Source organism: Mycobacterium sp. IDUB_3 (assembly GCF_055419585.1).
Genome location: NZ_JBVAXZ010000001.1, coordinates 1974851 through 1997848, shown reverse-complemented (window position 1 = coordinate 1997848; position 22998 = coordinate 1974851). Strand labels below are relative to the sequence as shown.

Below are 22998 nucleotides of genomic sequence, written 5' to 3'. Positions count from 1 at the left end.
AACTGCGGCGCGCGACTAGGAGTTAAACTCACCGCCGTAGCTCTTTGCCCAGCAAAGGAGACACCATGGCCCGCCTGCGTTCCCGACTGGCCCGCGCGGGCGTGGTTACCGCCTTGACCGGTCTGACCGCCAGTGGGTTAGCCACGACGGCCGCGGCAGATCCCGCCACTCCCGCCAATAATCCGGCAGACGTGCAAACGCTGATGAGCCACCTCTCGGGCGGCTACACCCCAGCCGACTGCCACCCCGCCGGCGCGCACTCCGCCCGGGCGGTCGCCGCGGTCAACTGCGACAACTACTGTCACGATCCCGGCGGCCCCTGGAACGCGGATTACCTGTTGTACGCCAACACTGACGATCTGAATGCCGACTTCCAGCGCAGCCTCGCGGAGGACCCGCGGACTCCGGCGCAACCTTTTCCGGATGGCACGACGGGGCCCACCGAGTGGAATCGCGGCGGGCACTACGGGTCGGTCGTGTTCCTCGGCGCTGGCCCAGATGATGACGGCGTCTATCTGGTCTGGACAGACATCCCCTCGCGGATGCTAGTCGTTGCTGAGCAGGGCATCGCCCCGGACAGTACCCAAGCCGCCCTGTACGACTGGTGGCAGGCCGAGGGCGTTCGCTGATCGAGTTCGCGGGACTGTGGAGGTGGTCGAATGTCGGGCCGGAAAGAGCTACTCAGAGTGCGCCACCACGGCGTAATGCCGTGCGCTGGCTCTGTACATTCAGCAGGAAAAATTAGGAACGGTGCCATGGCGAATCGAACGGGCAGAGCCGCAGCGTGCATAGGCGCTGCCGTGCTTGCACTGGCGCTTGGCGGTGTCGGCGGTATGCCGCGCACCAACGCCCTCCCTGCGCCGATTGCGGCCCCTCCGCCGATTGCCGCACCTGCGCCGATTGCCGCTCCTGCGCCCGCATCGCCGGACGGCGTTTGCTGCGCCGATGCTGCCCAACCCCAAGCAAGCGGCTCGGACTGCATAATTGGCTTGAATTGCGGCCAGATTCGCCCTCGCCGCACGGCGCCGGCGCCCCTCCCACCGCCTCCTCCGCAGCAATAGTCGCAGTCGGCCCCTGCCTGCGCTTCCGTCAGACCGTGTGAGCTTTACGCCGCGTCGTCGTCATCCTCGGCCAGCAGTTTTTCGGGGTGATGAAACGTGTTTACCCGGGGCTGGCCATGAACTGCTGAAGTACGTTCTAAAACGGTCACCCGGCTAGGGCTGCTGCGTCGCCCCGGCGAGTGTCGTTGAACAACGGACAGGCGGCGCGGTGCCAGGATCGAAACATGAGCATGGAGTCATCCGCCTTCAAGGTCGCTGCGATGGCCGTCAAGGCGGCGGTCGGTGAAAAGACGGTACGTGAGCGGCTGATGAAACGGCTGAAGACCAAGCTGAAGGAAGTTCCTGGGGCACCCACTATCGGCTGGAAGTTGCGTTGGCGGCTGATGGACCTCCTCAAGGACAGAGACGCTGAAGGCGCTCTGATGGATCAAGATCAGCAGGGTGTGGAGACGCTATCTGCGATGATTGCGAGCCGAGTGCTGCGCACAGCCCCATCTCCAGATTCCCGGTTCATCGCTGAAGCATTGATGACCGAGTATCCCGAATCTCTTAATATGCAAGAAGCTTTCGGCGGCCTCTACTACAAACTGCGGCGCGTGGATGAAAGCATGAATGCTCAATTTGAGCGCATGCTCGACGCAATCGACCAGTCCGGCCAGACTGCGACCCAAATTGATCCAGACATCCTTCTCGCAGGTCCGTTGCAGGGCCTGGGGCTGACGGACCAGCACCGAACAGCAGAGCGGCTGGCGTCATCGGACCCCATCGCCGCAGCAGCGATTTTCGCTGAGGTGACCCACGAGTTGGAGCGCGCTGGATACGGCCCGCTAGCCGAGCCACTCCACATCCGGCGCGCACAATTGCTTACCGATGCGGGTCAGTTCGCTGCAGCGGATGGCGAGTGGCTGCCATTCGTTGAACGCTTCCTCGTTTCCGGCGCGGGACGCACTGCCGATACAGCGGTAGAGGCGTTCATTGCACTCGCGAAGCGAGAAGGCGCACCGGAATGGCTACTTCCACGCGCGATTGCCGTATCGAACCTTGAGAAATGGATCAACGGCGACGTGGAGTCCGACACTGCAATTGCGGCTGCAGTTGCGGCCTCAGTCGCCGGTGACCCGGCAGGTGCCCTCTGGTTGTCTATTGCCGCAGAAGGAGCTATCGCGCTAGGTGCGACGCAATTGGTCGCAGACGTGAGCGACCAGCTGCGACAAGTCGCTGGCTCGTGCACAGAGGCCAATCTAAGGGTCCGGCTGAAACTCGCTGTCGCCGAAGCCACGCACGACGAGGAGTCGTGGACCGAATTGCTTAGGGACGCGGCACCCGGGTCGGGTCGATGCTCTCTCCCGGACTCTGCGTTGATACATGCACGGAGAGGCCGATACCTATTCTGGCGTGATCAGTCCGAGGCGGCAGCGGCAGAGTTCCGATTCGGTGTTGAGCGCGGTTGCCGGGCACGAATCTGGGACGACGCGGCTGCCTGGTGCCGTTCAATCATCCGCGTCCATTCTCGTGCCAGCGAGGTGAATGTGACTGATATGGAGAATCTTCAGCCGCAGATTCGGGCCATCAGCGCGTCTGGACGTGGCGCACTGCGTGTGCAAGCCTACGACCCGGAGGTTGCGGCGCTGCAGGATCTTCTGGAAGCCGCCGTTGGAAGAAAGCGGCCTCGTGCTGCGCGCGCCGAGCTTCGACGTTACCTACGCGACAGCGTGGCCTCAGCGCATCTAGAGGACGAAATCCAGGCCCATATTCTTATGGGCCGGATGTATCAGCAAACGGGCCATCTCGAACGCGCCGTGGGTCATTACATTGTCGCCGGCAGCGCGGACGACTGCCGCAAGATTGCCGCGCAGCTTAGCGCCTACTTCGACTGCCGTGAGGAATCGCGGGCGCTTCAATTCCAACAGCGTGCAGCCGCCTTCGGTGCCGCCGCGGGGGAGGCTGACTTAATTCCAGATGACTTGGTTAACGAGTGGGCCACATCAGCAATAGCCGAAGCTGTACAACACAACGGGCGACCATTTGGGGCGGAGGTGTGGCTCGAGGCGTACAAGTTGCTCGCCGGACTCGCCATAAGGCTGCCTGATGAGGTTGTTAATCAACTTCTTTCGGATATCGACCGGCTCCTTCCGCGCCAGCGGCACCAATATACGCACGCTGACGACCAGATCGCCAGCATCCTCGTCGGCCTATGCGCTGGAAGGCCGGAAATGCACACACAGATTGCTGAGCGGGTCGCCCTTGCTTTCGAAGTCGCCGACGAAATTTCCGTCAGCCTCATTGCGCACTTTGATGTCATGGAGCCCGTATTCCGACTCATCGAAGGGCAACTGCAGTCTCTGGTCGGACCATACGAGATAATGGATTATGGAAAAGTGCGCAATGCCACGGAAGTGCTTGTCCGCCTTGGGAATCGCTCCGACGAAGTTATTGAGGCGGCCGAATCATTCGTGGCACGCGAACTTGCTGCGCCACCGACATACTCCGCGAATACCATGTCACAAGTAGCGGCGAAGTCGGACATTGCGACGATAGCGACGTGCCTCGCGGCTGATCGTCAGGTCGCACTCGCCTGGCACTTTTGTAATCACGCGTTGGATGACAATGACAGCGAAGGTAACCGTGCCGTCTTCGCGGGGGCTTGTATCCCGCTTGCCGATACACTCCCAACTGATACTCGAAACGAATTGTTCGACAGACTATTTCGGCTCGCAGTGGGTTCAGACGAGCCTGTGAGCCAGTTCGATGAGTGGGAAAGACGCTTCGCTGATCCGTTCGCGCCTTTCCATATCGAACGCACACCCGGGAGCCTTCGTCGTCAGGTGATCATGACGCTGGCGATGCTGGCTGCCGACGGCCAACGCCGCCGCCTCGTGTGGCATGCAGCCCAGCTTCTGCTGCGAACCGGAGAGAGTCAGGACGCGCTCGCGTTCGCTAGGACGAGCTACCAGCTGAGTCGATTTGACTTTTCGATTGAGTTACCTTGGCGGACGATGGCGCTGAGCAATGACCCGGAGATGCGGTTACTCGCGGCGACAGTGTTCCCAACGTCCACCGAGCAGATGGATTTCGAGGCTACTCAATCCCTGGCACGTGACAGCAACACAAATGTCCGCATCGCGGTCGCCGGGTCCCTGGCCTCTCGAGGCCACCTTGGATCAGTTGGGATCAAGGAGCTTACGCAGATTCTGCAAACTGACCCTAGTTACCGAGTACGTCGCAGACTCCAGGTCCAAGGCGACCCCGCTTCCTAGATTCGCCGGAAAACGGGTGCAAGCTCGGCGCGGACACGGTCGCGGCGCATGCGCGCCAGCACGTCCAGGTCCTCGTCGTCGGGTTCAGGCTCCGGCTCAACCTCCACCGCATCGGCCCGCGTGCCGGCCACGGAAACCTCCCGCGCCAGACCGTAAACCAACACGTGCTGAGCCAGTATCTTGCGGCACAACTCCGCAGAGCGATAGTTGCCGTCCAACGCCGGCCCCCAGTGGGCGCGGAACAGCCGCTCACTGCGCTCCTGCCACACAGCGAACGCCTCATCGGTCAGCAGCGCGCGCCTGTCCGCGGAACCCTCCAACGCCCGCGCCACGATGTTGCCCACACTCCGATGGGACCGAAACCCCACAGCTCGCGCAATGGCCCTGTGACTGGCCCCGCCCAGAAACAACCGGAGCACTTGGGCGTCGCGGCGCTCCCGATCAGCAGCTTTCATGGTGGGCATTTTCCCCGAAACCACCGACGCACAGGGCGATCCACCAAACCGGCAGGTCAAACCAGCGGAAACGACGCTGCAGCAACACCTGCCAGCCAACGTCAAACGGGCAAAAACGCTCGGGGGGGTACATCAGCTAGCTATGGGGAGTAGGTTGGCTGTCCCCCGTCGCGCGAGAGGGGTACCCCCTACCCGTGAGAGTGTCGGACGCTGGTCGGGCCTGGGACCTCGGTGACCGGGTGGAGTGGTGCCGCAACAGGTTCGGCCAGTGTGTGGGTACTGATGGCAAGCGAACACCCACCAAGCCCCAAGGAGGAAAGCCTGGTGGGTGTCGCTGTGGGCCGCGCACGGTGGCCGCGCCCAGGGTCGGTCCCGTTGACCGGGGGAACCACAGGTAGTGGCCCACCAATTGCGCCCCGGCCAACGGGAGACTAGGGGGTTCCGTGGAGGGGGACCCCGTGCCCTGGGATCACAGCGCGCAGCTATTGTCTACCGGGTTATCCCGCGCGACCACACGCCGTGACGTTGACCCCCTCCACGGAAATCTGTGTCGTTATTCAGTTGTGGGGGTCCCCCGCGAGGGGCCGCGAGAGCTACACCACGCGACTTTCGTTGACGCAACCCACCAGGGTGGGGCGACTACAGCCCCTCGCGGGGGACGTCTGGTCACACCTTCAACATGCGGAAGGCGCTGGTGTTGATGCAGTCGGAACCCCACCGCGACCAGGCCCACAGGCCACGCTTGCCGGTCGGGCGCTGGTTGGGGCCGAACACCACCGGCACGAACTCCACGCTGGTGCCGACCCGCTGGGAGATCACGAACTGATTCCAGTCGCCGTAAATCAACGGCGTGGTGCCAGCGGCCAGGGTGCCGTCCATGTTCGATGCCTCACCCACCGGGCGGCCCAACAGGGTGCGCGGCTCGTTCTGGATCGACGGGAACCGGATCGCACCGTTAGGGGTCTCCAACGCGGCAATCGCGTTGATGGCCGCGAGATTCCCCAGCCACTTCGCGCCGGCCTGCCACCGGGGTCCCAAGGCATTTTGTACGCCGTAGAGGTCGTTGGCCGAGATCGTCGCGGCAGTACCGGCGTTGACCACCGAGCTCGACCCGGTCAGCTTGGTGACGATGCCGGTCGGCCCGCCCACACCACCGCCGTTGGTCCAGGCCTCGTTGAGCAGCTGCAGCTGGGAGTCCGAGATCAGCCGTCCCAGCTGGGAAACCAGGTTGACCGCGTCCATCGCCACTTCCACCGAGAATTCGATCCAAGTGGAGGCCTTGTAGTTGGGCACCGACGGTTCGCTCAGCACCGGGGAGGCGTCAGCGGCCTCCGCCCCCTCGGCCAGCCACTCGGAAACCACGCCGTTGCTGTTGATCCCATGCCAGATGTCCGATACCGACTGAACGGTCCTGGCCCACTGCAACAGCGGGTTGATGCTGCCGGAGGACACCAGGTTGATTTGAAAATCGACTTCGTAGGGCACCAAAAATCCTCCCGCAGAGTCCGTCAAGGACATGGCGCGCTGCTCCTGCTTCAACCGGGCGACCCGCTCATAGGCGGCCCGCTCGGCAGCGGTGAACTCAAGCCCAGCGCGGGCCTCACCGTGCACCAACAGCTTCCGGAAAGCACTGTGGTACTCCGGCGAGCCGCTGTCGCGTACCCACCGCTGCATCCACGACCGTTCGAGCTCGCTGCCGTCCTCGCACAGCCGCTCGACCGCTTCGGCGCTGCGCGCGTCCAACGCGCCGGCCTTCAGCGACCGCTCCACCGTCCGCAGCGCCGCGTCCCGGGCAGACTGGGCGGCGTTGTCGGCGAGCAGGTCACGGCCCGCGTGCGGGTCAATCGCCCGCTCCAACCGCAAACCTGCGCCACCTTCCCCGGCAGCCGCGGCAATCACAGCCGCGCGGTCCAGCTTCTCGATATGACGCTGCAGGGCCTCAAATTCGGCCATGCTCTCGCTGGCCTCGGTCTCGTCGTCCTTGCTCAGCCGCCGTTTCCCCGACAGCGCGTCAAGCCGGGCGTCGATCTGTTCGAGCCTGGCCACAGACTGTTCGCGTGTCAGCTGGGTAATCGTTGCAATCGTCATGGTCGTTCGTCTTTCTCAATCAGTCAGGGCTGCGGGAAATTTCGGGCCCCGACATGGTCCCCACCGCCGTCAAAGCCAAGGAACCGGCAGCGGGTGACCATGCGGGAGTCTGCGTGTTGTTGGCACGCAAAGGGATTGCCTATCCGGGCAGCTGACGCTGGGCGGCGGCGGTGCGTTTTCGGCGGGCTGGCCGCGGCGGGTCCCCTGGACCCAACCGCGACGGCGGACTCCATACGGAGCGGGCTGCTTCTAGGCCGAACGCACTCGCAGAGTACCCCGCAGCGCCGACAAGTAGCCACACCGCCACGCCCGCACTCACTTCGGCTTGTCCTTCCGCGCGCCGGCCAACCGCGCGTCGACCCAGTCGTCGCGGTCGCCGAACCACGTCAGCCCAACTGGATCGGTGGCGGCCAGGCGTTCCAGGGCCTCCTGCTCGTCGTCAAGCTGCCGGTCGAGCAGGTACACCTCGGCCGCCTGCTCGCGGTCGTCGGGGTGCCAGTCGTCGTTATCGAAAAACTCGGCCTCGTTGCTCATCGTGCGGTCCTCTCGGGGGTTGGGTCACCAGGTGGCGATGACACGGTGGGTGTGGTCGAAGCGTCGATGGCAGGGGCGGCACATCGGCTGATACCTGTCGGGGTCCAGGCTGTACCGCCTGGGCTTGCCGTTGACGGTGGTGACCAGTTCATCGGGATCGGCGTTGTCGTAAGCCCACTCGGCTGCTGGACCCCCGCAATCACCCACGCAAGGTTGGTCCGACGCGCGACCCCGGGCGGCCCGGACTCGGGCGTGGGCGGCGCGGTAGCCAACGCGGGCGATTGCGACCGGCTGGCCGCGACGCTGCCGCGTTTTCCGCCCCTTCTTGGGGTGTCCGTGGCTGGCAGCGCGGCAAAACGAGCACACAACGCCGGGCCGGCAGTCACAGGCCGCTTGGACGTAGTGGGCGAAACCACTGCTGCTGCGGGCTCTCACGTGAATTTCCCGACTTTCCGTGAAACCGCGACTCTCCGTGGAACCGTCGTCTTTCCTCGCGCGGTCGTTGGGTCGCCACACAGTCCCCGATTTGCGTAACCCGGTAAGCAAGCTGCGGAAGGGTATTTGATCCGTCGTGCACGCAGTGCATGACGGGTTTGGTTGTCCACGTACGTAAGTACGTAGGTTGTCCAATGGTGCACCGAAACCGTGCACCTTAAGTTGCACGGAAACCGTGCAGCTTGGAGGGGGCTTAAGCTGCACCCCAACCCGTGCAGCTTGGAGGGTCTAAGGTGCACGGATTCCGTGCACGTTCCGCGATCCAAAGGTGCACGGAAACCGTGCAGCTTGGTCAACATTCGATCGGCCGCGACCACAGCGACAACTCCTCGTCGGTGAACCGCCGGCCGCCCGCACACACGACATACGCACATCGGTTGGGCAACTCCTTGCCGTCGCGCACGAACTTGCGCCGGACCAGCCTGTGGTCCTTCTCCGCCTTGGCGATGGCCGCCCTGGCACGCTCTCGGTTCTGACCCCAGCCGAATTGCTCGGACAGCGCGGCCGGTGAGGTCTCCCATGGGCGGCGGTTGGAACCAGGCGCGCAGGCACAAGACAGCAGGTAAGACATCACCGCGAACCCGTCCGATCCAAGCGCGTCTTCGTGGGCACCCAAACGGATCAGCTCGTCGGAAAGCCAGGTAACTCCTTGGCGGATCGGTTGTCCCGCAACGTAAATAGGGTTTCTGCGGCCCATGGATCACCACCACGCTTCCGCGTCCGCGCCGGCACGGCGCGTGTCGGCTTCCCCCAGTCGGCGGCGGGTGGTATATCTAGAGGCCTGGAAGGCATTACCTAAGTGATTGGCCCCCGCTTCTTGCCGGTAGCGGGGCCTTTCCTTTTCTGTGGGGCCCGTGTTGGCGGTCGCCGCTGCAGGGTGTGTGCCCCAGTCGGTTTCGTGTCTCATTTGCCACCGGCCCGTCGCACGGGGCGTAGCAGCTCGGCCAGCTGGGCTCGCTGCTGGGCGGTCAGGGGTTTGGCCTCGGCCAGGACACGCTGCACGTAGGCGTCGTGGCCGCTGTGGTCGCTCTGGGCCGGTGTGGCGGTGGTCATGCCGCGTCGCCGGGGGTGTGGTGCTGTTGGCGGGCTCGTTCGGCGGCGCGGCGCTCGTCGTTCTTCTGGCGGGTCACAGCGCCGCCGCGACGCCCCCTCTCGCTCATCTCGGCTTTGTATGCGGCGTCGGCCAGCTTGCGGCGCTTGTCGTCGGGCAGCGCGGGATTGGTCTGGCGGTAGTGCTTTTCCCAGTTCCCCCGCGTCATGTGTCGGCCGCGTCCGGAGCGGTCTTTGGTGTTGGCCCAGGTGGCGCGGGCAGCGTTGGAGGCTCGAAGTCGGCGCTGTTCGGGTGTCAATGGCATAGCAGCACAAGGCCTTAGGTTGGATGCGAACCGCCCCTAGGTTCGCTCAAACCAGCTAGGCCTTTGTCCTGGTCACTCGGTCCTCATTCCTGACCAGGTCGTGGTGCTGGGGGTTTTAGCGTGTCGACCACCATAGTGAGTCGACAACACGCTGCCGTCAAGCGTCGAAATGGCGTGCGTGTCAAGAGTTTCCGTGAAAGTCCCGAATGGGTTGCGAGTATTGGGGAAACTCTCAAATGCGCGAGTATCGGGGAAAGTGCGGAATACAAAGGGCCTGGTAGACAGGTCGCGCCTTCCCGTGAAAGTCGCAAACTATCGGGGGAAGCCGCAAACCACCCCTGGACGCGGGAATGCGACTCTCACGGGGAGACGCGAATCAGCGCCAGGACACCACAAGTCGGTCGGGATTGAACACGCGCCCACTCTTACCAACAGGTGCCACGGTCACGTCCATCAGCACTTCCATCACAGCGCGGAAGCGATCCGGCGACAGCGACCGCACCGCCTCCACCACCTCCGGGGTTCCCAGCGGCAGATCGCGGAACACCCGCACCCGCTCCGCGTCGCGCTGCTGGTGCTCGATCACGGCCAGCTTGGCGTTGATCCGCTCCGTCGCCCGTTGGGCCTGGCGGCCGGTCAGCAGACCATCGGCGCGTTCGTCGGCGATCTCATCCAACCGGACCAGCAGCGAATTGGCCTGTGCACGTAGTGACTCGGCTTGCTCGGTGTCGTGCTGCTCGGCCTTGAGCAGGTCCGCGGCATCAGCCATCGCCAGTCGGCCCCCGACGATGTCGAGCAGCAGCGGTTCCACGTACTCGGCGCGCACGTTGATCCCGTGACAGCCCTTGCAGATGTAGGTCAGCGCTTTGGTGGCCTTCCCGACATAGGCACCCGACAGATAGCCGCCGCACTTGCCGCAACCCAGCACGCCGGTCAACAGGTGCTTGCGTACGCTCTTGCGGCCCGGAGCGCGACCGGGGGCGTCCAGCACCGCCTGGGCCGCCCAGAAAGTATCTTCGTCCACCAGCGCGGGCCAATTGCCTTTGCCCACAACGCTGTCACGGGTCACCGCGCCGTAGCGCACACCGTATGTCCGCAGCCCAGCGTTGCGGGCCTTACGCAGAAACTTCGACACCACAGTTGGCGTCCACGGGCGGCGCTCCACCACCGGCTCGGCGTCCCGGATGGGATTGCCATCGGTGTCGCGCGGCCGCATCCAACGCTCGGTCTGCGCGCCGGCATCGTTGAACAGGCTGCACACGTCACCCAAGCTGGCCCCGGCAAGCACCGCCGCGTATGCCTGCTTCACCAGCGGCGCGGTCACCGGGTCACGGTGGCGCTTGCTGTTGCAGTCGCGCGGGCAGTCGGGTTGGTGCTCGGGGGTGTAGCCGAATGCCCGCGTCCAGTTGGGAACCCCGCGTTCGGCCAGCTGGCGGGTCGCGCGCAGCTGGCGAGCCTTGCGGTGCTCACCCTCATGGGCGGCCACGCTGCCTTTCAACCGGGCCACCAGGCGGCCCTGAGCAGTCGACAGGTCGACGTCGCCGCTGACGGTGGCCAGCGCCAGGTGCTTCTCGTCGGCCAGCGCCATGAACGCTTCCAGTTCGATCGGGCGGCGGTGCAGCCGGTCCAGGTCCCAGGCGACCACCGCCCCCAGACGACCGTCCCGGATGTCGGCCAGCATCCGCTCGTAGTCGCGCCTGGGCGTGCCGCTGGTGGCGCTGGTGTCGTTATCCAGGTACTCGACCGGAATCCAGCCCTTTTCCTGGCACAACGCAAGGCAGTCCTCGCGTTGCCGGGTAACGCCGAGCTGCTCGCCCGACCTGTCTTCGCTGGTTCGGAGGTAAATGGCGGCGTCCATGTCTAAAGGGTACTTCAGCAGTTCGCGCTTGGTCACGGTCGAGGTGTGGCGGCGGGATCCATTCGGTGTCGCCGTTGACGCGTTTTCGGGTGGTCCAGCCCTTCTCGGCCAGTGGGTGATGACCACCGCACGCGAAGGTCAGTTCGTCGATGTCGGTGCTGGGTCGCGTGGCATAACTGGTGACGTGGTGGACCTCGCAGTAGTAGCCCGACACGTCGCAACCCGGATGCGAACACCCACGGTCCTTGGCGTACAAGACAATTCGCTGTCCGCGCGAGGCCAGGCGCTTGGTGTGATACAGCGCCAGCGCTATGCCCTTGTCGAAGATCGCCAGGTAATGATGGGCGTGGCGGGCCAGCCGAATCACATCCGACATCGGTAGCAGGGTGCCGCCCCCGGTGAGGCCCTTGCCGGTGGTGTGTTCGAGGTCGTCGAGCGTGGTGGTGACCATGATCGATACCGGTAACCCGTTGTGCTGGCCCAGTTTTCCGCTGGCCAGCACCGCGCGCAGCGCGGCATTGAGGCCGTCATGGTTGCGCTGGGCGGCGCTGCGGGTGTCGCGTTGCATCGCGTCCTCAAACGGGGCGCCGTCGACGACTGGCTGCTCGTCGTCCGGGTTGCACATGCCGGGGGCGGCCAGCTTGGCCAGGACCGCCTCCCAGCCGGCACGCGCCTCCGGTGTCAACCAACCACTCAGGCGCGACATACCGTCGGCCTGCTGAGTGCCCAGCACCAGCCCACGCACCCGTGCCCGGTCCCCATCGGTGTAGCTGCCATCGGGATTGAGACAATCCAGCAGGCGCCGGGCCAGTTTGGCGAATTGGTCGGGCCGAAATCCGGCGGCCTTGACCGCCAGATGCCGCTCGGCCTGCTCACACGTCTCGATGTCGACCGACTCAGGCAACTGGTGGAAAAACCGCCGGATCACCGCCACGTGGTCGGCCCCGATCGCCCCGTCCCGCTGCGCCGCCGCGGTGGCGGGCAACACCGGCGCTAGCGGCTCACCGGAAAGCGCCCGACGCGGACCAAGATCGGCGGCCTCGGCGATGCGGCGACCGGCCTCCGCACGCGTGATGTGCAACCGGTCGGCCAATACCCAGGACAGCTTGCCACCCAATTCGACCGAATTCGACTGCTCGGCGATCTGATTGATCAGTTGATGGCTAAAAGCTTGGAGTTTGCGTGTTTCGCATTCGAGTATCTCCAAAAGCTTCAAACGCTCCGGAGTGGTCAGCCCCTCGTACGAATGTCCCTGCAAACACGACACCGCCGCGCGCGGCGCATCGATGGCTTCTTCGACCCCCTCGCGGTCCGTCAAGGTCATGTGCGCCGCCTGCTCGACCGTGATAACGGGGCTGCGCGGTTGGTCTGTCGAACCCATGTTCGAATGCTACCGCGCCCCACTGACAAAACGCGTTGCCGGATCCACTGAAACGACAGTGGTGCAAGTGGTTTGGCCTGACCGCCGCGGAAGTTCGTGCCACCCGACAGCCGGCGAAATTCGACTATGCGACGACGGCGGTGGTCTCGGCATCGGTCACCTCGGCCGCGGCGCGCTCGCCGGAGCGGATCGCTCCATCGATCCACCCGCACATGACGGCCGAGCTCTCGGTGCCTGCCCAATGGATCCGGCCGCACGGCTCGCGCAAGGTATAACCGAATTCGGTCAGCACGCCGGTGGGGGCGTGGCCGATCATTCCGCCACCGGAATAGCGGTCCACCGTCCAGTTCTGTTCGTGCACCTCCAGCGGCGCTTTGGCCTTGCTGCCGAACCGGTCGACGAGTTCGTCGATCACTACCGCTCTGCGCTCGGCCTCGTCGAGTCGTGTCAGTCGGCGCGCCGCAGGCCCTTCGGTGATGACGCACATGATTCCCGGGTTTCCGGTGTCGGTGCAGGCGTCGATGGTCAGGGTGGCCGGGGACCCCGGCGCCGCGGACTGGCCGGAGAATCCGTCCGCGCGCCAGAACGGCTCGTCGTAGATGACCGAGGTCTTGATGACCGCGCCGCTCGGCATGCGCTGGTGCAGAAATGCTCGGTCCACCGGGAGCATCGGCTCGTACAGGATCGACGTGGCGATCGCCAGCGGGATCGCGACAATGACGCGGCGCGCGCGCACCGTCAGATCGGCGGCGGTGATCGTGACACCGTCGCCATCCTGGGTGATCTGCCGGACCGGCTGCGAAAGGTGCAGCGCGTCGCCCAGTTCGGCCACCATCGGACGGTGCAGCGCCCCCATTCCACCGACCGGGCGGGCATCTTGCGAGCCGCCCTTGCCCGATATCGCGAAGGTGAGCCCGCCCGCCGAGGCCGTCTGCAGCAGCCCCCACAGCAACGACGTCTCCGACGCTGCCGAGGTGTAGAGGCCGGCAAAGGCCATGTCCAGCATCTCGGCGGCTTCGGAGGACATGGAATTCTTTTCGATCCATTGCGCGATGCTGATGCGGTCCCACTCATGGGCCTTCTTCGCCTCCCACGGGGCCTCGCGCGGAAGAGATTTGCCCATCCTTTCGATGGTCGCCAAACCAAGCCCGAGGTTGGCGACCGCCCACGGGCTCACGGTCCATGGGATGGTGCCGCCGTAGCGGTGTTTTTTGCCGCGGACGATCATCATGGCGTCGCCATCGTTGTGCTGCTTGTACTCCGGCACGCCGAACTCGTGCATCAGCGCATAGATTCGGTCCTGGCCCGGACCGATCCACGCGCCGCCACGGTCGATCCATGTCCCGTCGGCTCGGGTCTCGGTGAAGGTGCGGCCACCGACCCGATCACGCGCCTCCAGCAAGGCCACCGAGTGGCCCCCCTGTTTGAGCCGCAAAGCGGCCGTCAAACCCGCGAATCCGGCTCCGACCACGCAATAGTCGACCTCAGACACGGCTGGCTCCTCAACCTCGTCCACCCCAAGCAGCAAAGTACACGGGTCGAGTGTCCGCGGGGGCCGGTTAACGCAGATTTCTGCGGGAGTTCGCGCGCCCGGCCGTCCGCGGGTGTTCGAGACCAGCGCCGAATGTGACTGAAAAGAGTTGGCGCACAGACTAATCGGTCGGCAACCGCTACGAAGGCCCGCCGTATTGCCACACCAGGGCATGGGGTCCGGTGGTCGTCGGGTTGCACCACATCGGTCTGTCGTTGACGTCCTGGGCGATCGAGTGCAATACCGTGCACTCATCACCGGGCAGCGGCGGATCGGCACGGCCTTCGGCGGCCGACGTGATCGCGACGATGGCGGCAACTGTTGCCCATCCGAGGGACCAAGGCCTGCTCATGATGAAAATCCCCCTAAGCGCACGCCGACCGCCTTCAACGGTAGCTGCGCCAAAGGTGCAGGCAAAGGTTTCTTCCCAAGGTTGCAGCACGTAGCCCTAGAACACGTTCTAGTCTGTGAAACCATGGGATTTCTGAAGCCCGAGCTGCCGCAGCTCGACATGGCCGAATGGAACAAAGGCACCCGTAGCGACAAGATCCGGCCGATGGCCAAGCACTGGGCCGAGGTGGGCTTCGGCACGCCGGTCGTGCTGCATCTGTTCTATGTCGTCAAAATTCTGCTGTACATCCTCGGTGCGTGGCTGTTCGCGTCGGCCACCGACGGCCTGGGCGGCTTCACGCGCGTGGCGTCGTGGTGGTCGGAGCCGATCGTGTTCGAGAAGGTCGTGCTCTACACGATGCTGTTCGAGGTGATCGGGCTGGGTTGCGGCTTCGGCCCTTTGAACAACCGGTTCTTCCCGCCGATGGGCTCGATTCTGTACTGGATGCGCTTCGGCACCATCCGGCTGCCACCATGGCCGGATCGGGTCCCGCTCACCAAGGGCACCAAGCGCAAGCCGGTCGACGTCGCCCTGTACGGGCTCTTCCTTCTGGTGACGCTGGCGGCGCTGTTCGCCGACGGCACCGGGCCGATACCTGAACTGGGCACCAGGATCGGGCTGCTGCCCGCATGGAAGATCGTGCTGATCCTGCTGCTGCTGGCGGTGGTCGGCCTGCGCGACAAGGTGATCTTCCTGGCCGCCCGTGGCGAGGTGTACGCGACCATGGCGGTGACGTTCCTGTTCGCGGCGCCCGACATGATCGTCGGGTCCAAGGTGGTGTTCCTGGTGATCTGGATGGGCGCCGCCACATCCAAGCTCAACAAACACTTTCCGTTCGTCATCTCCACGATGATGTCCAACAACCCGCTGGTGCGGCCCCGCTGGCTGAAACGGCGCTTCTTCGAAAGCTTTCCGGATGATTTGCGGCCCGGACGGTTGTCGCGATGGTTGGCGCACCTGAGCACCGCCATCGAAATGTTGGTGCCGATACCGCTGTTCTTCTGTCACGGCGGCTGGCCCGTTACGATCGCCGCCATCGCGATGGTCTGTTTCCATCTGGGGATCCTGGTCTCGATCCCGATGGGCGTCCCGCTGGAGTGGAACGTCTTCATGATCTTCGGGGTGTTGTCGTTGTTCGTCGCGCACACCCACATCGGGCTGAGCGACCTGCGGCACCCGGTGGTGGTGGCGGTCCTGTTCGTCGTCATTGCGGGAATCGTCGTGTTGGGCAACATGTTTCCGCGCAAGATCTCCTTCCTGCTCGGGATGCGTTACTACGCGGGCAACTGGGACACCACGCTGTGGTGCATCAAGCCATCGGCCAGCGACAAGATCGGCAGGGGCATCGTGGCGATCGCCAGCATGCCGCAGGCCCAGCTGGAGCGGTTCTACGGCAGCCCCGAGGCGGCGCAGATCCCGATCTACATGGGATATGCGTTCCGCGGCTTCAACACTCACGGCCGCGCGCTGTTCACGCTGGCGCACCGCGCCATGGCGGGGCAGAACGAGGACGACTACGTCATCACCGACGGCGAACGGATCTGCAGCACCGCCATCGGCTGGAACTTCGGCGACGGCCACATGCACAACGAGCAACTGATCGCCGCCCTGCAGGAGCGCTGCCACTTCGTACCGGGCGAGGTCCGCGTGGTTCTGCTTGACGCACAACCGATTCACAAGCAGACGCAGGCGTACCGGTTGGTCGACGCGGCGACGGGTGAATTCGAGCGCGGCATCGTCCGGGTCGCCGACATGGTCGTCCGCCAGCCGTGGGCCGACGACGTTCCGGTGGAACTGGTTTCGGAGAAGTCGGAGTAGGTCCGCGAGCGTAAGCCCCCTGCGAATAATCGCCGGAAATCGCAGTGGGCTTACGCTCGCGAAAACCCGAAAACCTAAGCCTTCGCGCGAACTTGGTGCGCGGCGGCGACCATGTTCTTCAGCGACGCATTCACCTCGTCGGTGTTGCGGGTCTTCAACCCGCAGTCGGGGTTGACCCACAGCCGCTCGGCGGGCACGGCCCGCAGCGCCGCGCGCAGCGACTCGGCCATCTCGTCCGTGCTCGGCACCCGCGGCGAGTGGATGTCGTAGACGCCCGGCCCCACGCTGTTGGAGAAGCCGATCGAGTTCAGATCGTCCAGCACCTCCATGTGTGAGCGTGCCGCCTCGATGGACGTCACATCGGCGTCCAGGTCGGCGATGGCTCCGATCACCTCACCGAATTCCGAATAGCACAGGTGGGTGTGGATCTGGGTGGAGTCCGCGACGCCGGAGGTGGCCAACCGGAAAGACCCTACCGCCCAACGCAAGTAGTCGTCCTGATCGGCGCGACGCAGCGGCAGCAGCTCCCGCAGTGCCGGCTCGTCGACCTGGATCACCGCGATGCCCGCGGCCTGCAGATCCACGGTCTCGTCACGGATGGCCAGCGCCACCTGGTTGGCGGTGTCGGCCAGCGGCTGGTCGTCGCGGACGAACGACCACGCCAGGATCGTCACCGGACCGGTCAGCATGCCCTTCACCGGCTTGTCGGTCAGCGACTGCGCATACTTGGCCCACTCCACCGTCATCGGGTGCTGGCGGATCACATCGCCGAAAAGAACCGGCGGCCGCACGCACCGGCTGCCGTAGGACTGCACCCAGCCGTTCTTCGTGGCGAAGAAGCCGTCCAGTTGCTCGGCGAAGTACTGCACCATGTCGTTGCGCTCCGGTTCGCCGTGCACCAGCACGTCGATCCCGAGGCTTTCCTGCAACTTGATGACGTCGGCGATCTCCTGCTTCATCCGCCTCTGATACTCGGCCTCGTCGATCTCACCGGCGACCAGCGCGGCGCGGGCCTTGCGGATCTCGACGGTCTGCGGGAACGACCCGATGGTGGTGGTCGGCAGCGGCGGCAAATGCAGCCGCTCTTCCTGGCTGGCGCGGCGCTGAGCCGCATCACCACGGTGCGTTCCCGACGCGACGATCGAATCGATGCGAGCCCGCAGCCCGTCGTTGTGCAGGCGCGGGTCGCTCTTGCGGGACGCCACCGCGGCGTTGGACGCGGCAATCTCGTCGGCGACCGCGTCGCGGCCCTCGTGTAGTGCCCGGGCCAGCGTCACCACCTCGGCGACCTTCTCCTGTCCGAACGCCAGCCAGCTGCCCAGCGCGTCATCGAGGCCGGTCTCGGGCTCCAGCGAGTACGGCACGTGCAGCGTCGAGCAGGACGTCGAGACCGCCACGTGGGCCGCCGAACCCAGCAGGGTGGTCAGCTTGCCCAGCGCCGACTCCAGGTCGGTGCGCCAGATGTTGCGCCCGTCCACCACACCGGCGACCAGGGTCTTGCCGGCCAGCTCCGGCACCGCCGCCACTGCCGTGTCGGCGCCGTAGACCAGGTCGACACCGATCCCCTCCACGGGCGTGCGGGCCAGCCCGGCCAAGGAGGCGCCGGGATCACCGAAGTAGGTGGCGACGTAGATGGCCGGCCGGTTGCTCACCGAGCCCAGCTTGTTGTAGACCGCCTCGGCCAAAGCCGGCGCGTCGGGGGAGATGTCGGTGACCAGCGCGGGCTCGTCGAGCTGGACCCACTGCGCGCCGTTGTCGGCGAGCAGCGACAACAGCTCCGAATAGATCGGTATCAGCTCCTGGAGCCGCTCGATCGGCGCGCCGCCACCGTCGACGCCCTTGCTCAGCAGCAGGAACGTCACCGGGCCGATGACCACCGGGCGGGCCGGAATCCCAAGACCTCGAGCCTCTTTCAGCTCCGACAGCACCTTGTCGGGGTTCAGCGAAAACGTGGTCTCCGGCCCGATCTCGGGAACGATGTAGTGGTAGTTGGTGTCGAACCATTTGGTCATCTCCAGCGGCGCGACGTCCTTATTGCCGCGCGCCGCGGCGAAGTAACGGTCCAGGTCGTCGGGGACCTGCGCGGCCCGGGCCGGCAGCGCGGCCAGCATGACCGCGGTGTCGAGCATCTGGTCGTAGTAAGAGAAGGTGTTCACCGGCACCGAGTCCAGGCCAGCGTCGACCAGGCCCTTCCAGGTGTCGCGGCGCAGTGTGGCGGCAACCTTTTCCAGATCGGCTCGGCTGGTGCGTCCGGCCCAGTAGCCCTCGGTGGCGCGTTTGAGTTCGCGCTTGGGACCGATGCGTGGCGAGCCGACAACCGTTGCGGTGAATGCTTGAGGGGTCACGTTATTCGTCCTTCAATCGGCGTGGTGGTCACCGCCGGCGGACGTGCAGCCAATCCGTTGGCGGTGCGTACCCAGGTACCAATCGCAACGACTGCAGCCGAACGCCCATTCCTCGAGGCGATGAGCCGCCGGACGCGGCGCGCCCGGCACGGCTGGCAGGTCTCCGGACTCGCAGGCGCGCACTTCGGTGGTGCTCCTAATGGCCGTCGCTTCCCAGTCTTGCGACCAGTGCTTGCCAAAAACTCTGACGGCGGTCGTTCCTGCATACCGTTGCGGGACAGTCCCGGATTCTCACCGGGTTCCCTCTCACGAAGCGTTACTAACGTTGCCTCGCTCGATGCCCACGCCGCCGTTGCGGCGCAAGCAGACCAGCTGCGTAAGGTAGCTTACTCCGGCGGGGTCAGTCAGCCAGGTCCGGGCGGGCGCCAAACGTTCGCGGATCGGTGCTGAGCGCCGGCCAGTGTCACTCGCGATACCTGTCAACGAGTCCGCCGACCGCCCAGCTCCTCGGCAGCGATGGCGAAGATTTCGTCCGCGACGCCGACGGCCACGAAGTGCCCGGCATCAGCGACCGGATGCCACACCGCGCCAGGCATTGCGTCGGCCACCGCCTTATTGATGAGGTCCGGGACAAGCCGGTCATCGAGTCCCTGCCACATGTGGACTCGGCGTCCGATTGTCGACAGATCGAAAGCCCAACTCCGATAAAGGACTTCAGCGTCGCGCACCAATCCGCCCGAACCGTGAGCGAAGCATTCGGCGCACGATTCGCTGAAGGCGGTTTCGATCTCCGGGCGAAGCAGGATCTGCCGATCGTAATCGTTGACGATCTTTCGTATTTGTTTGACGAACGATCCGCGGAAGTGTTTGGCGGTTACGCCCAGGATGGCGTACATGATGCTGAACGCGGGTTTCATACGCAGTGCAAGGGAACCGCCCAGTGCGTCGATTTTGGAAAGGTGACCGGCTGCCCAGTTGTCACCGAACGCTCCGTAACTTCCACCCGCGATGCTGCTCACGTGACGCAGTCGAATGGGATCGATGTAGGCGGCCGCAGCGAGTGCCCACGGGCGCCCTCAGACCAGCCTGTGACCCCGAATTCGCGGTACCCCAACGCATCCGCAACCGTCATCAGGTCGTCGGCCCAGCCGGAGTACGAGCGTGTTTTCTGACGGCTGGACTGACCCATGCCTGGTCGGTCCACACAGACGAGTCGCGGTCGATTCTTCGACGCGGCATCCGCTAAGAGGCGTGCCTCGAGTCGGCTACTGGGTCCACCGTGATTATGGATGACGAGCGGTCCGTGGGGATCTCCGACTTCGAAATAGGCAAGACGTCGGCCATGTCGGGTTGCCACTTCGTCGGCGCTTCCCCCATGGACTGCACGCTACTCGGCCGGGTCAGCCAGCCAGTGCCTCGGCGATCGGGATGTCGCCGTTGTTGAATTCGATGGTCCGCCGGATGGTCGAATCGTCGGCCAGCGCGGCGGCCGCGACGAGCGCGACGTCTGCGCGGGACACGGAGTCATTTTCGGGCCGGTTTCCGTCCCGTAGCGCGATCTTGCCGGTCGCCGGTTCCAGCGTGAGCCGGCCGGGACCCAACACCGTCCAGTCCAGGTCGCTGTCGCGCAGGTGGGTATCGGCGGCGGCCTTGGCCTGCGCATAGGCGAAGAACGGATCATCTTGCGGCACACCGTGATCCGGCCCCGCGCCGAAGTAGGACACCATGACGAACCGCTTGATGCCCGCCTGTGCGGTGGCGTCGATCACCCGGATCGCCGCGTCGCGGTCGACGGCATAGGTCCGGTCCGGATCACCACCGCCGGCCCCGGCCGAGAAGACGACCGCGTCGTGTCCGGTCACCAGGTCAGCCAGCGCGTCGGTGTCGAGCCGCTCGATGTCGGCCACCACCGGTTTGGCACCGGTGGCAGCGACATCGTCGGATTGGTCGGGATTGCGGAAGACCGAGCTCACCTGGTCGCCGCGTTCGGTCAGGATTCGGGCGAGCTGCAGTGCGACCTTGCCGTGCCCGCCGAAGACGATGATGCGTGCCATCCCTCCGACGGTAGCGCGACGGATCCCGGCAGCGGGGCTACAGCTTTACCTTGCCCATGATGATGTCGATGATCGGCTTGCCGGGCGCGTAGGCGCCGGTCATCGAGGCCATGGTGTGTCCGGAGTCCACCAGCAGCGTGATCCCGCTGATGCCGCAGGCCGCTTCGCTGTTGAGGAACGTCATCACGTCGCCCATCTGCTCGGGGGTGTGCACCTTCGAGCCGGTCTCGTCGCGGTAGTCCTGGGCGAAGCTGAGCCACAGGTCCGCGTTGGCCTGGGCCAGCGGGGTGTCGGTCGGCCCCGGGCAGATCGCGTTGATCCGAATGCCCTTCTTCGCCAGCGGATAGCCCTGGGTCGCCACGTAGGTGTTGATCACCTTCTTGCTGGTGCCGTAATGGTTGATGCCTTCGGCCTCGTGCGCCTGGCACCAGGCCTCGGCCGCCGCGAAGTCCGGCGTGGCCAGGAATTCCAGCATCAGGTCCAGGTCGTTCTCCCAACCCATGCCGGCCACCGAAGAGATGAAGCAGATCGCAGCGCCGTTCGGCAGCTTGTTCTGCTCCAGCAGCCGGTCGATGAGGTGGCGGTGGCCGATGAAGTTGATCTTCATCAGGTCGATCGTGCCGTCCGCGACGCCGGCGGCGGAGAACACCGCGTGGATCGGGCCCTCGACCTGCTCGAGGGCGGAATCGATGGATGCGGGGTCGCGTAGGTCCACCTGGACGGACTGGGCGACCTTGTAATCGACCGGCGCGTAGTCCATCACAATGACTTCGGCACCCAGTTCGGCCGCTGACTTGGCCGCCGCGGCGCCCATGCCAGTCGCGCCACCAACAACGAGAGCGCGCTTGCCGTCGTAGCGCAACCGATCGACAATGGTCATGGAAATCCCCTTCTCGGATAATGCCAACGCGGTTCTAACTGCTCAACTGTATGGGTAACAGTTATTTGGTTCAATACCGGGGCGGGTTAATTGAGGTTTAGTTGCCGCGGACGGCGACGCCGCGCAGGACGGTGTCGCGAACATGCAGCAAAGCAGGGCGTTTGCCAATCTCGCGGAGAATGTTCTCCGGAATCCACTGCAGGCCGATGAGGCAGCGCGCCAGCATCGCGGTCGACGGGGCTTCCATCGCGATCTCGCCCGAGCGGAGCCCTTCGGAGAGCAGCGATTTCATCTGCCTCAGGCGCGTCGTGTAGGACCAGCCTGGATTCGCTGTCGGCGGCGACAGCCGCATCCAGGCCAGCTGAATCCTGAACTCGTCGGAAAACTGATCCAACGCATTGACGTTGACCCAGCTCAGCGCGTCCAGCTTCTCGGTGGGGGTGGCGTCGGAACGAAGCACGCTGACCCAGCCGGCCTCCACCTTCTTGCCGAAAGAGCGCATGATCGAGTCCAGAAGTTCGTCCTTCGATCCGATCACCCGGTATACCGTCCCGGTGCCCAGGCCGGCCGCCGAGGCGATGTCCCTGATGGTGGTGACCTCGTACCCCCTGCGCCCGAATTCCGTTCGCGCCACCGCGCGCACCAGCGCCGCCTTGTCGCTCGGGTCCGCGTCGCTGTCGTCGGACCATGTCGCGATGACGTCATTGGCGGCGGCAAAGGCGTTGGACCGGTCGAGTGCCGAGTCAGCTGGAGGGCGAGTTGCCAAGCCCTGCAGGATGATTCGGCACAGCAGCTCGGCCACCTGGTTGGCTGACGAACTGTGGCGCATGACGTCGAGGCCGACCTGCAGCATGGTTTGGCAGATTCGATCGGCCAGCGTCGGCAGATCGATGTCGGGTTTGATGTAGCCGCTCCACCGACCTGCCCGCAGCGTCTGCAGCATCGCCTCCTGGATGGCCACGGGCCGCTGCTGCGTCAGCTTGGTCAGCTCCGGGTCCGTACCCGGCCCCTCATAGAACGACATCTGCAACGCCGCGCGGTGTTCGACGGCGCAGTTGGCGATCGCCGACCCGAGCTCGATGATCTGGTCGGCGACCGGACGAGCATCAGGTCCGTCCAATCTCTCCTGCGCGGACCGTCCGATGCGCTCCAGGTCTTCCTGGTAGCGCAAGATCAGCTCGACGAGGATGGCTTCTTTGGACTCGAAATGGTGATACAGGCTGCCGGGAAGAATGCCTGCGGCATCCGCGATCTCCTGCAGCGACGTCCGCAGCCCTGAGGATGCGATCAAAGACGCGGCGGTGGCCAGGATCTCGGCGCGGCGAGTGGGAGAATCGGCTGTGCCGCTGGCTCGCAGTGAGTCGGCCTTCGCCATGGTTAGCGGTGTGCAAATCTGGACGACTGCGGGCTGGCGAACATTCGCATTCGTCCTCTCTTGCCGAACCAAATCTTTGTTAGAGGCTATCAGACTGTGCGCGCTGAATGCCCTGCACAA

Annotated in this window: 20 protein-coding genes and 1 riboswitch; of the genes, 3 read left to right on the top strand and 17 right to left on the bottom strand. The window is 64.9% G+C overall.

Going from position 1 to position 22998, the window contains the following annotated elements; genetic code table 11:
- The first annotated feature begins 65 nt into the window (after nucleotides 1-65).
- Nucleotides 66-629, top strand: coding sequence for a hypothetical protein (locus tag ACZYVJ_RS08690; protein ID WP_463830633.1), 564 nt, complete (start codon nucleotides 66-68; stop codon nucleotides 627-629).
- Nucleotides 630-1285: 656 nt separating this feature from the next.
- Nucleotides 1286-4318 (top strand): hypothetical protein, encoded by a 3033-nt coding sequence (locus ACZYVJ_RS08685; RefSeq protein ID WP_463830632.1) that lies wholly within the window; start codon nucleotides 1286-1288, stop codon nucleotides 4316-4318.
- Here ACZYVJ_RS08685 and ACZYVJ_RS08680 read toward each other — a convergent pair.
- The 11 genes from ACZYVJ_RS08680 to ACZYVJ_RS08630 form a co-directional block, all read right to left on the bottom strand.
- Nucleotides 4315-4662 (bottom strand): hypothetical protein, encoded by a 348-nt coding sequence (locus ACZYVJ_RS08680; RefSeq protein WP_463830631.1) that lies wholly within the window; start codon nucleotides 4660-4662, stop codon nucleotides 4315-4317. The two genes, ACZYVJ_RS08685 and ACZYVJ_RS08680, sit on opposite strands and share 4 nt — an antisense overlap.
- A gap of 777 nt (nucleotides 4663-5439) precedes the next feature.
- Nucleotides 5440-6861, bottom strand: coding sequence for a phage major capsid protein (locus ACZYVJ_RS08675; protein ID WP_463830630.1), 1422 nt, complete (start codon nucleotides 6859-6861; stop codon nucleotides 5440-5442).
- Between the two features lie 315 nt (nucleotides 6862-7176).
- Nucleotides 7177-7395, bottom strand: coding sequence for a hypothetical protein (locus ACZYVJ_RS08670; protein WP_463830629.1), 219 nt, complete (start codon nucleotides 7393-7395; stop codon nucleotides 7177-7179).
- 24 nt (nucleotides 7396-7419) lie between these two features.
- Nucleotides 7420-7602 carry a hypothetical protein gene (locus tag ACZYVJ_RS08665; RefSeq protein ID WP_463830628.1) on the bottom strand — a complete coding sequence of 61 codons (183 nt, stop codon included), beginning with the start codon at nucleotides 7600-7602 and terminating at the stop codon, nucleotides 7420-7422.
- A 580-nt stretch (nucleotides 7603-8182) separates the two neighbouring features.
- On the bottom strand, nucleotides 8183-8587 hold the full coding sequence (locus tag ACZYVJ_RS08660) for a hypothetical protein (protein WP_463830627.1): 405 nt from the start codon (nucleotides 8585-8587) through the stop codon (nucleotides 8183-8185).
- 206 nt (nucleotides 8588-8793) lie between these two features.
- The gene (locus ACZYVJ_RS08655) at nucleotides 8794-8943 is read right to left on the bottom strand and encodes a hypothetical protein (protein ID WP_463830625.1); all 150 of its coding nucleotides are present in this window, start codon (nucleotides 8941-8943) and stop codon (nucleotides 8794-8796) included.
- On the bottom strand, nucleotides 8940-9149 hold the full coding sequence (locus ACZYVJ_RS08650; RefSeq protein WP_463830624.1) for a hypothetical protein: 210 nt from the start codon (nucleotides 9147-9149) through the stop codon (nucleotides 8940-8942). The genes ACZYVJ_RS08655 and ACZYVJ_RS08650 overlap by 4 nt, the downstream gene beginning before the upstream one ends.
- 472 nt (nucleotides 9150-9621) lie before the next feature.
- Entirely contained in the window at nucleotides 9622-11091 is a 1470-nt protein-coding gene (locus ACZYVJ_RS08645; protein WP_463832910.1) for a recombinase family protein, read from the bottom strand.
- Nucleotides 10973-12427 carry an HNH endonuclease signature motif containing protein gene (locus ACZYVJ_RS08640; RefSeq protein WP_463832909.1) on the bottom strand — a complete coding sequence of 485 codons (1455 nt, stop codon included), beginning with the start codon at nucleotides 12425-12427 and terminating at the stop codon, nucleotides 10973-10975. Before ACZYVJ_RS08640 ends, ACZYVJ_RS08645 begins: the two co-directional genes overlap by 119 nt.
- 181 nt (nucleotides 12428-12608) lie before the next feature.
- Nucleotides 12609-13976, bottom strand: a complete 1368-nt coding sequence (locus ACZYVJ_RS08635) for a flavin monoamine oxidase family protein (protein WP_463830623.1) — start codon at nucleotides 13974-13976, stop codon at nucleotides 12609-12611.
- Nucleotides 13977-14154: 178 nt separating this feature from the next.
- A complete protein-coding gene (locus ACZYVJ_RS08630; RefSeq protein WP_463830622.1) occupies nucleotides 14155-14367 on the bottom strand; it encodes a hypothetical protein in 213 nt (70 codons plus the stop codon).
- Nucleotides 14368-14490: 123 nt separating this feature from the next.
- On the opposite strand from ACZYVJ_RS08630, the gene ACZYVJ_RS08625 reads away from it, so the two are divergent.
- A complete protein-coding gene (locus tag ACZYVJ_RS08625; protein ID WP_463830621.1) occupies nucleotides 14491-16224 on the top strand; it encodes a DUF3556 domain-containing protein in 1734 nt (577 codons plus the stop codon).
- 74 nt (nucleotides 16225-16298) lie between these two features.
- Here ACZYVJ_RS08625 and metE read toward each other — a convergent pair whose 3' ends face one another.
- The 6 genes from metE to ACZYVJ_RS08595 all read right to left on the bottom strand — a co-directional run bounded on the left by metE (nucleotide 16299) and on the right by ACZYVJ_RS08595 (nucleotide 22878).
- Entirely contained in the window at nucleotides 16299-18569 is a 2271-nt protein-coding gene (metE, locus tag ACZYVJ_RS08620) for a 5-methyltetrahydropteroyltriglutamate--homocysteine S-methyltransferase (RefSeq protein ID WP_463830620.1), read from the bottom strand.
- 137 nt (nucleotides 18570-18706) lie between these two features.
- Nucleotides 18707-18908, bottom strand: a riboswitch (cobalamin riboswitch).
- A gap of 140 nt (nucleotides 18909-19048) precedes the next feature.
- Nucleotides 19049-19588: an alpha/beta fold hydrolase gene (locus ACZYVJ_RS08615; protein WP_463830619.1), complete on the bottom strand. Its 540-nt coding sequence runs from the start codon at nucleotides 19586-19588 to the stop codon at nucleotides 19049-19051.
- Nucleotides 19585-19926 (bottom strand): alpha/beta fold hydrolase, encoded by a 342-nt coding sequence (locus tag ACZYVJ_RS08610; RefSeq protein ID WP_463830618.1) that lies wholly within the window; start codon nucleotides 19924-19926, stop codon nucleotides 19585-19587. Before ACZYVJ_RS08610 ends, ACZYVJ_RS08615 begins: the two co-directional genes overlap by 4 nt.
- A 43-nt stretch (nucleotides 19927-19969) precedes the next feature.
- Entirely contained in the window at nucleotides 19970-20623 is a 654-nt protein-coding gene (locus ACZYVJ_RS08605; RefSeq protein ID WP_463830617.1) for an SDR family oxidoreductase, read from the bottom strand.
- 37 nt (nucleotides 20624-20660) lie between these two features.
- Nucleotides 20661-21503: an SDR family oxidoreductase gene (locus tag ACZYVJ_RS08600; RefSeq protein ID WP_463830616.1), complete on the bottom strand. Its 843-nt coding sequence runs from the start codon at nucleotides 21501-21503 to the stop codon at nucleotides 20661-20663.
- Between the two features lie 97 nt (nucleotides 21504-21600).
- Nucleotides 21601-22878, bottom strand: coding sequence for a TetR/AcrR family transcriptional regulator (locus ACZYVJ_RS08595; protein WP_463830615.1), 1278 nt, complete (start codon nucleotides 22876-22878; stop codon nucleotides 21601-21603).
- Between the last annotated feature and the right edge of the window lie 120 nt (nucleotides 22879-22998).

What these genes read in the sequence shown, in the direction of transcription:
- ACZYVJ_RS08690 (WP_463830633.1), top strand. Translation starts at nt 66, where the DNA reads ATGGCCCGCCTGCGTTCCCGACTGGCCCGCGCGGGCGTGGTTACCGCC.
- ACZYVJ_RS08685 (WP_463830632.1), top strand. Translation starts at nt 1,286, where the DNA reads ATGAGCATGGAGTCATCCGCCTTCAAGGTCGCTGCGATGGCCGTCAAG.
- ACZYVJ_RS08675 (WP_463830630.1), bottom strand. Translation starts at nt 6,861, where the DNA reads ATGACGATTGCAACGATTACCCAGCTGACACGCGAACAGTCTGTGGCC.
- ACZYVJ_RS08670 (WP_463830629.1), bottom strand. Translation starts at nt 7,395, where the DNA reads ATGAGCAACGAGGCCGAGTTTTTCGATAACGACGACTGGCACCCCGAC.
- ACZYVJ_RS08660 (WP_463830627.1), bottom strand. Translation starts at nt 8,587, where the DNA reads ATGGGCCGCAGAAACCCTATTTACGTTGCGGGACAACCGATCCGCCAA.
- ACZYVJ_RS08655 (WP_463830625.1), bottom strand. Translation starts at nt 8,943, where the DNA reads ATGACCACCGCCACACCGGCCCAGAGCGACCACAGCGGCCACGACGCC.
- ACZYVJ_RS08650 (WP_463830624.1), bottom strand. Translation starts at nt 9,149, where the DNA reads ATGACGCGGGGGAACTGGGAAAAGCACTACCGCCAGACCAATCCCGCG.
- ACZYVJ_RS08640 (WP_463832909.1), bottom strand. Translation starts at nt 12,427, where the DNA reads ATGACCTTGACGGACCGCGAGGGGGTCGAAGAAGCCATCGATGCGCCG.
- ACZYVJ_RS08630 (WP_463830622.1), bottom strand. Translation starts at nt 14,367, where the DNA reads ATGAGCAGGCCTTGGTCCCTCGGATGGGCAACAGTTGCCGCCATCGTC.
- ACZYVJ_RS08625 (WP_463830621.1), top strand. Translation starts at nt 14,491, where the DNA reads ATGGGATTTCTGAAGCCCGAGCTGCCGCAGCTCGACATGGCCGAATGG.
- ACZYVJ_RS08605 (WP_463830617.1), bottom strand. Translation starts at nt 20,623, where the DNA reads ATGGCACGCATCATCGTCTTCGGCGGGCACGGCAAGGTCGCACTGCAG.
- ACZYVJ_RS08600 (WP_463830616.1), bottom strand. Translation starts at nt 21,503, where the DNA reads ATGACCATTGTCGATCGGTTGCGCTACGACGGCAAGCGCGCTCTCGTT.
- ACZYVJ_RS08595 (WP_463830615.1), bottom strand. Translation starts at nt 22,878, where the DNA reads ATGGCGAAGGCCGACTCACTGCGAGCCAGCGGCACAGCCGATTCTCCC.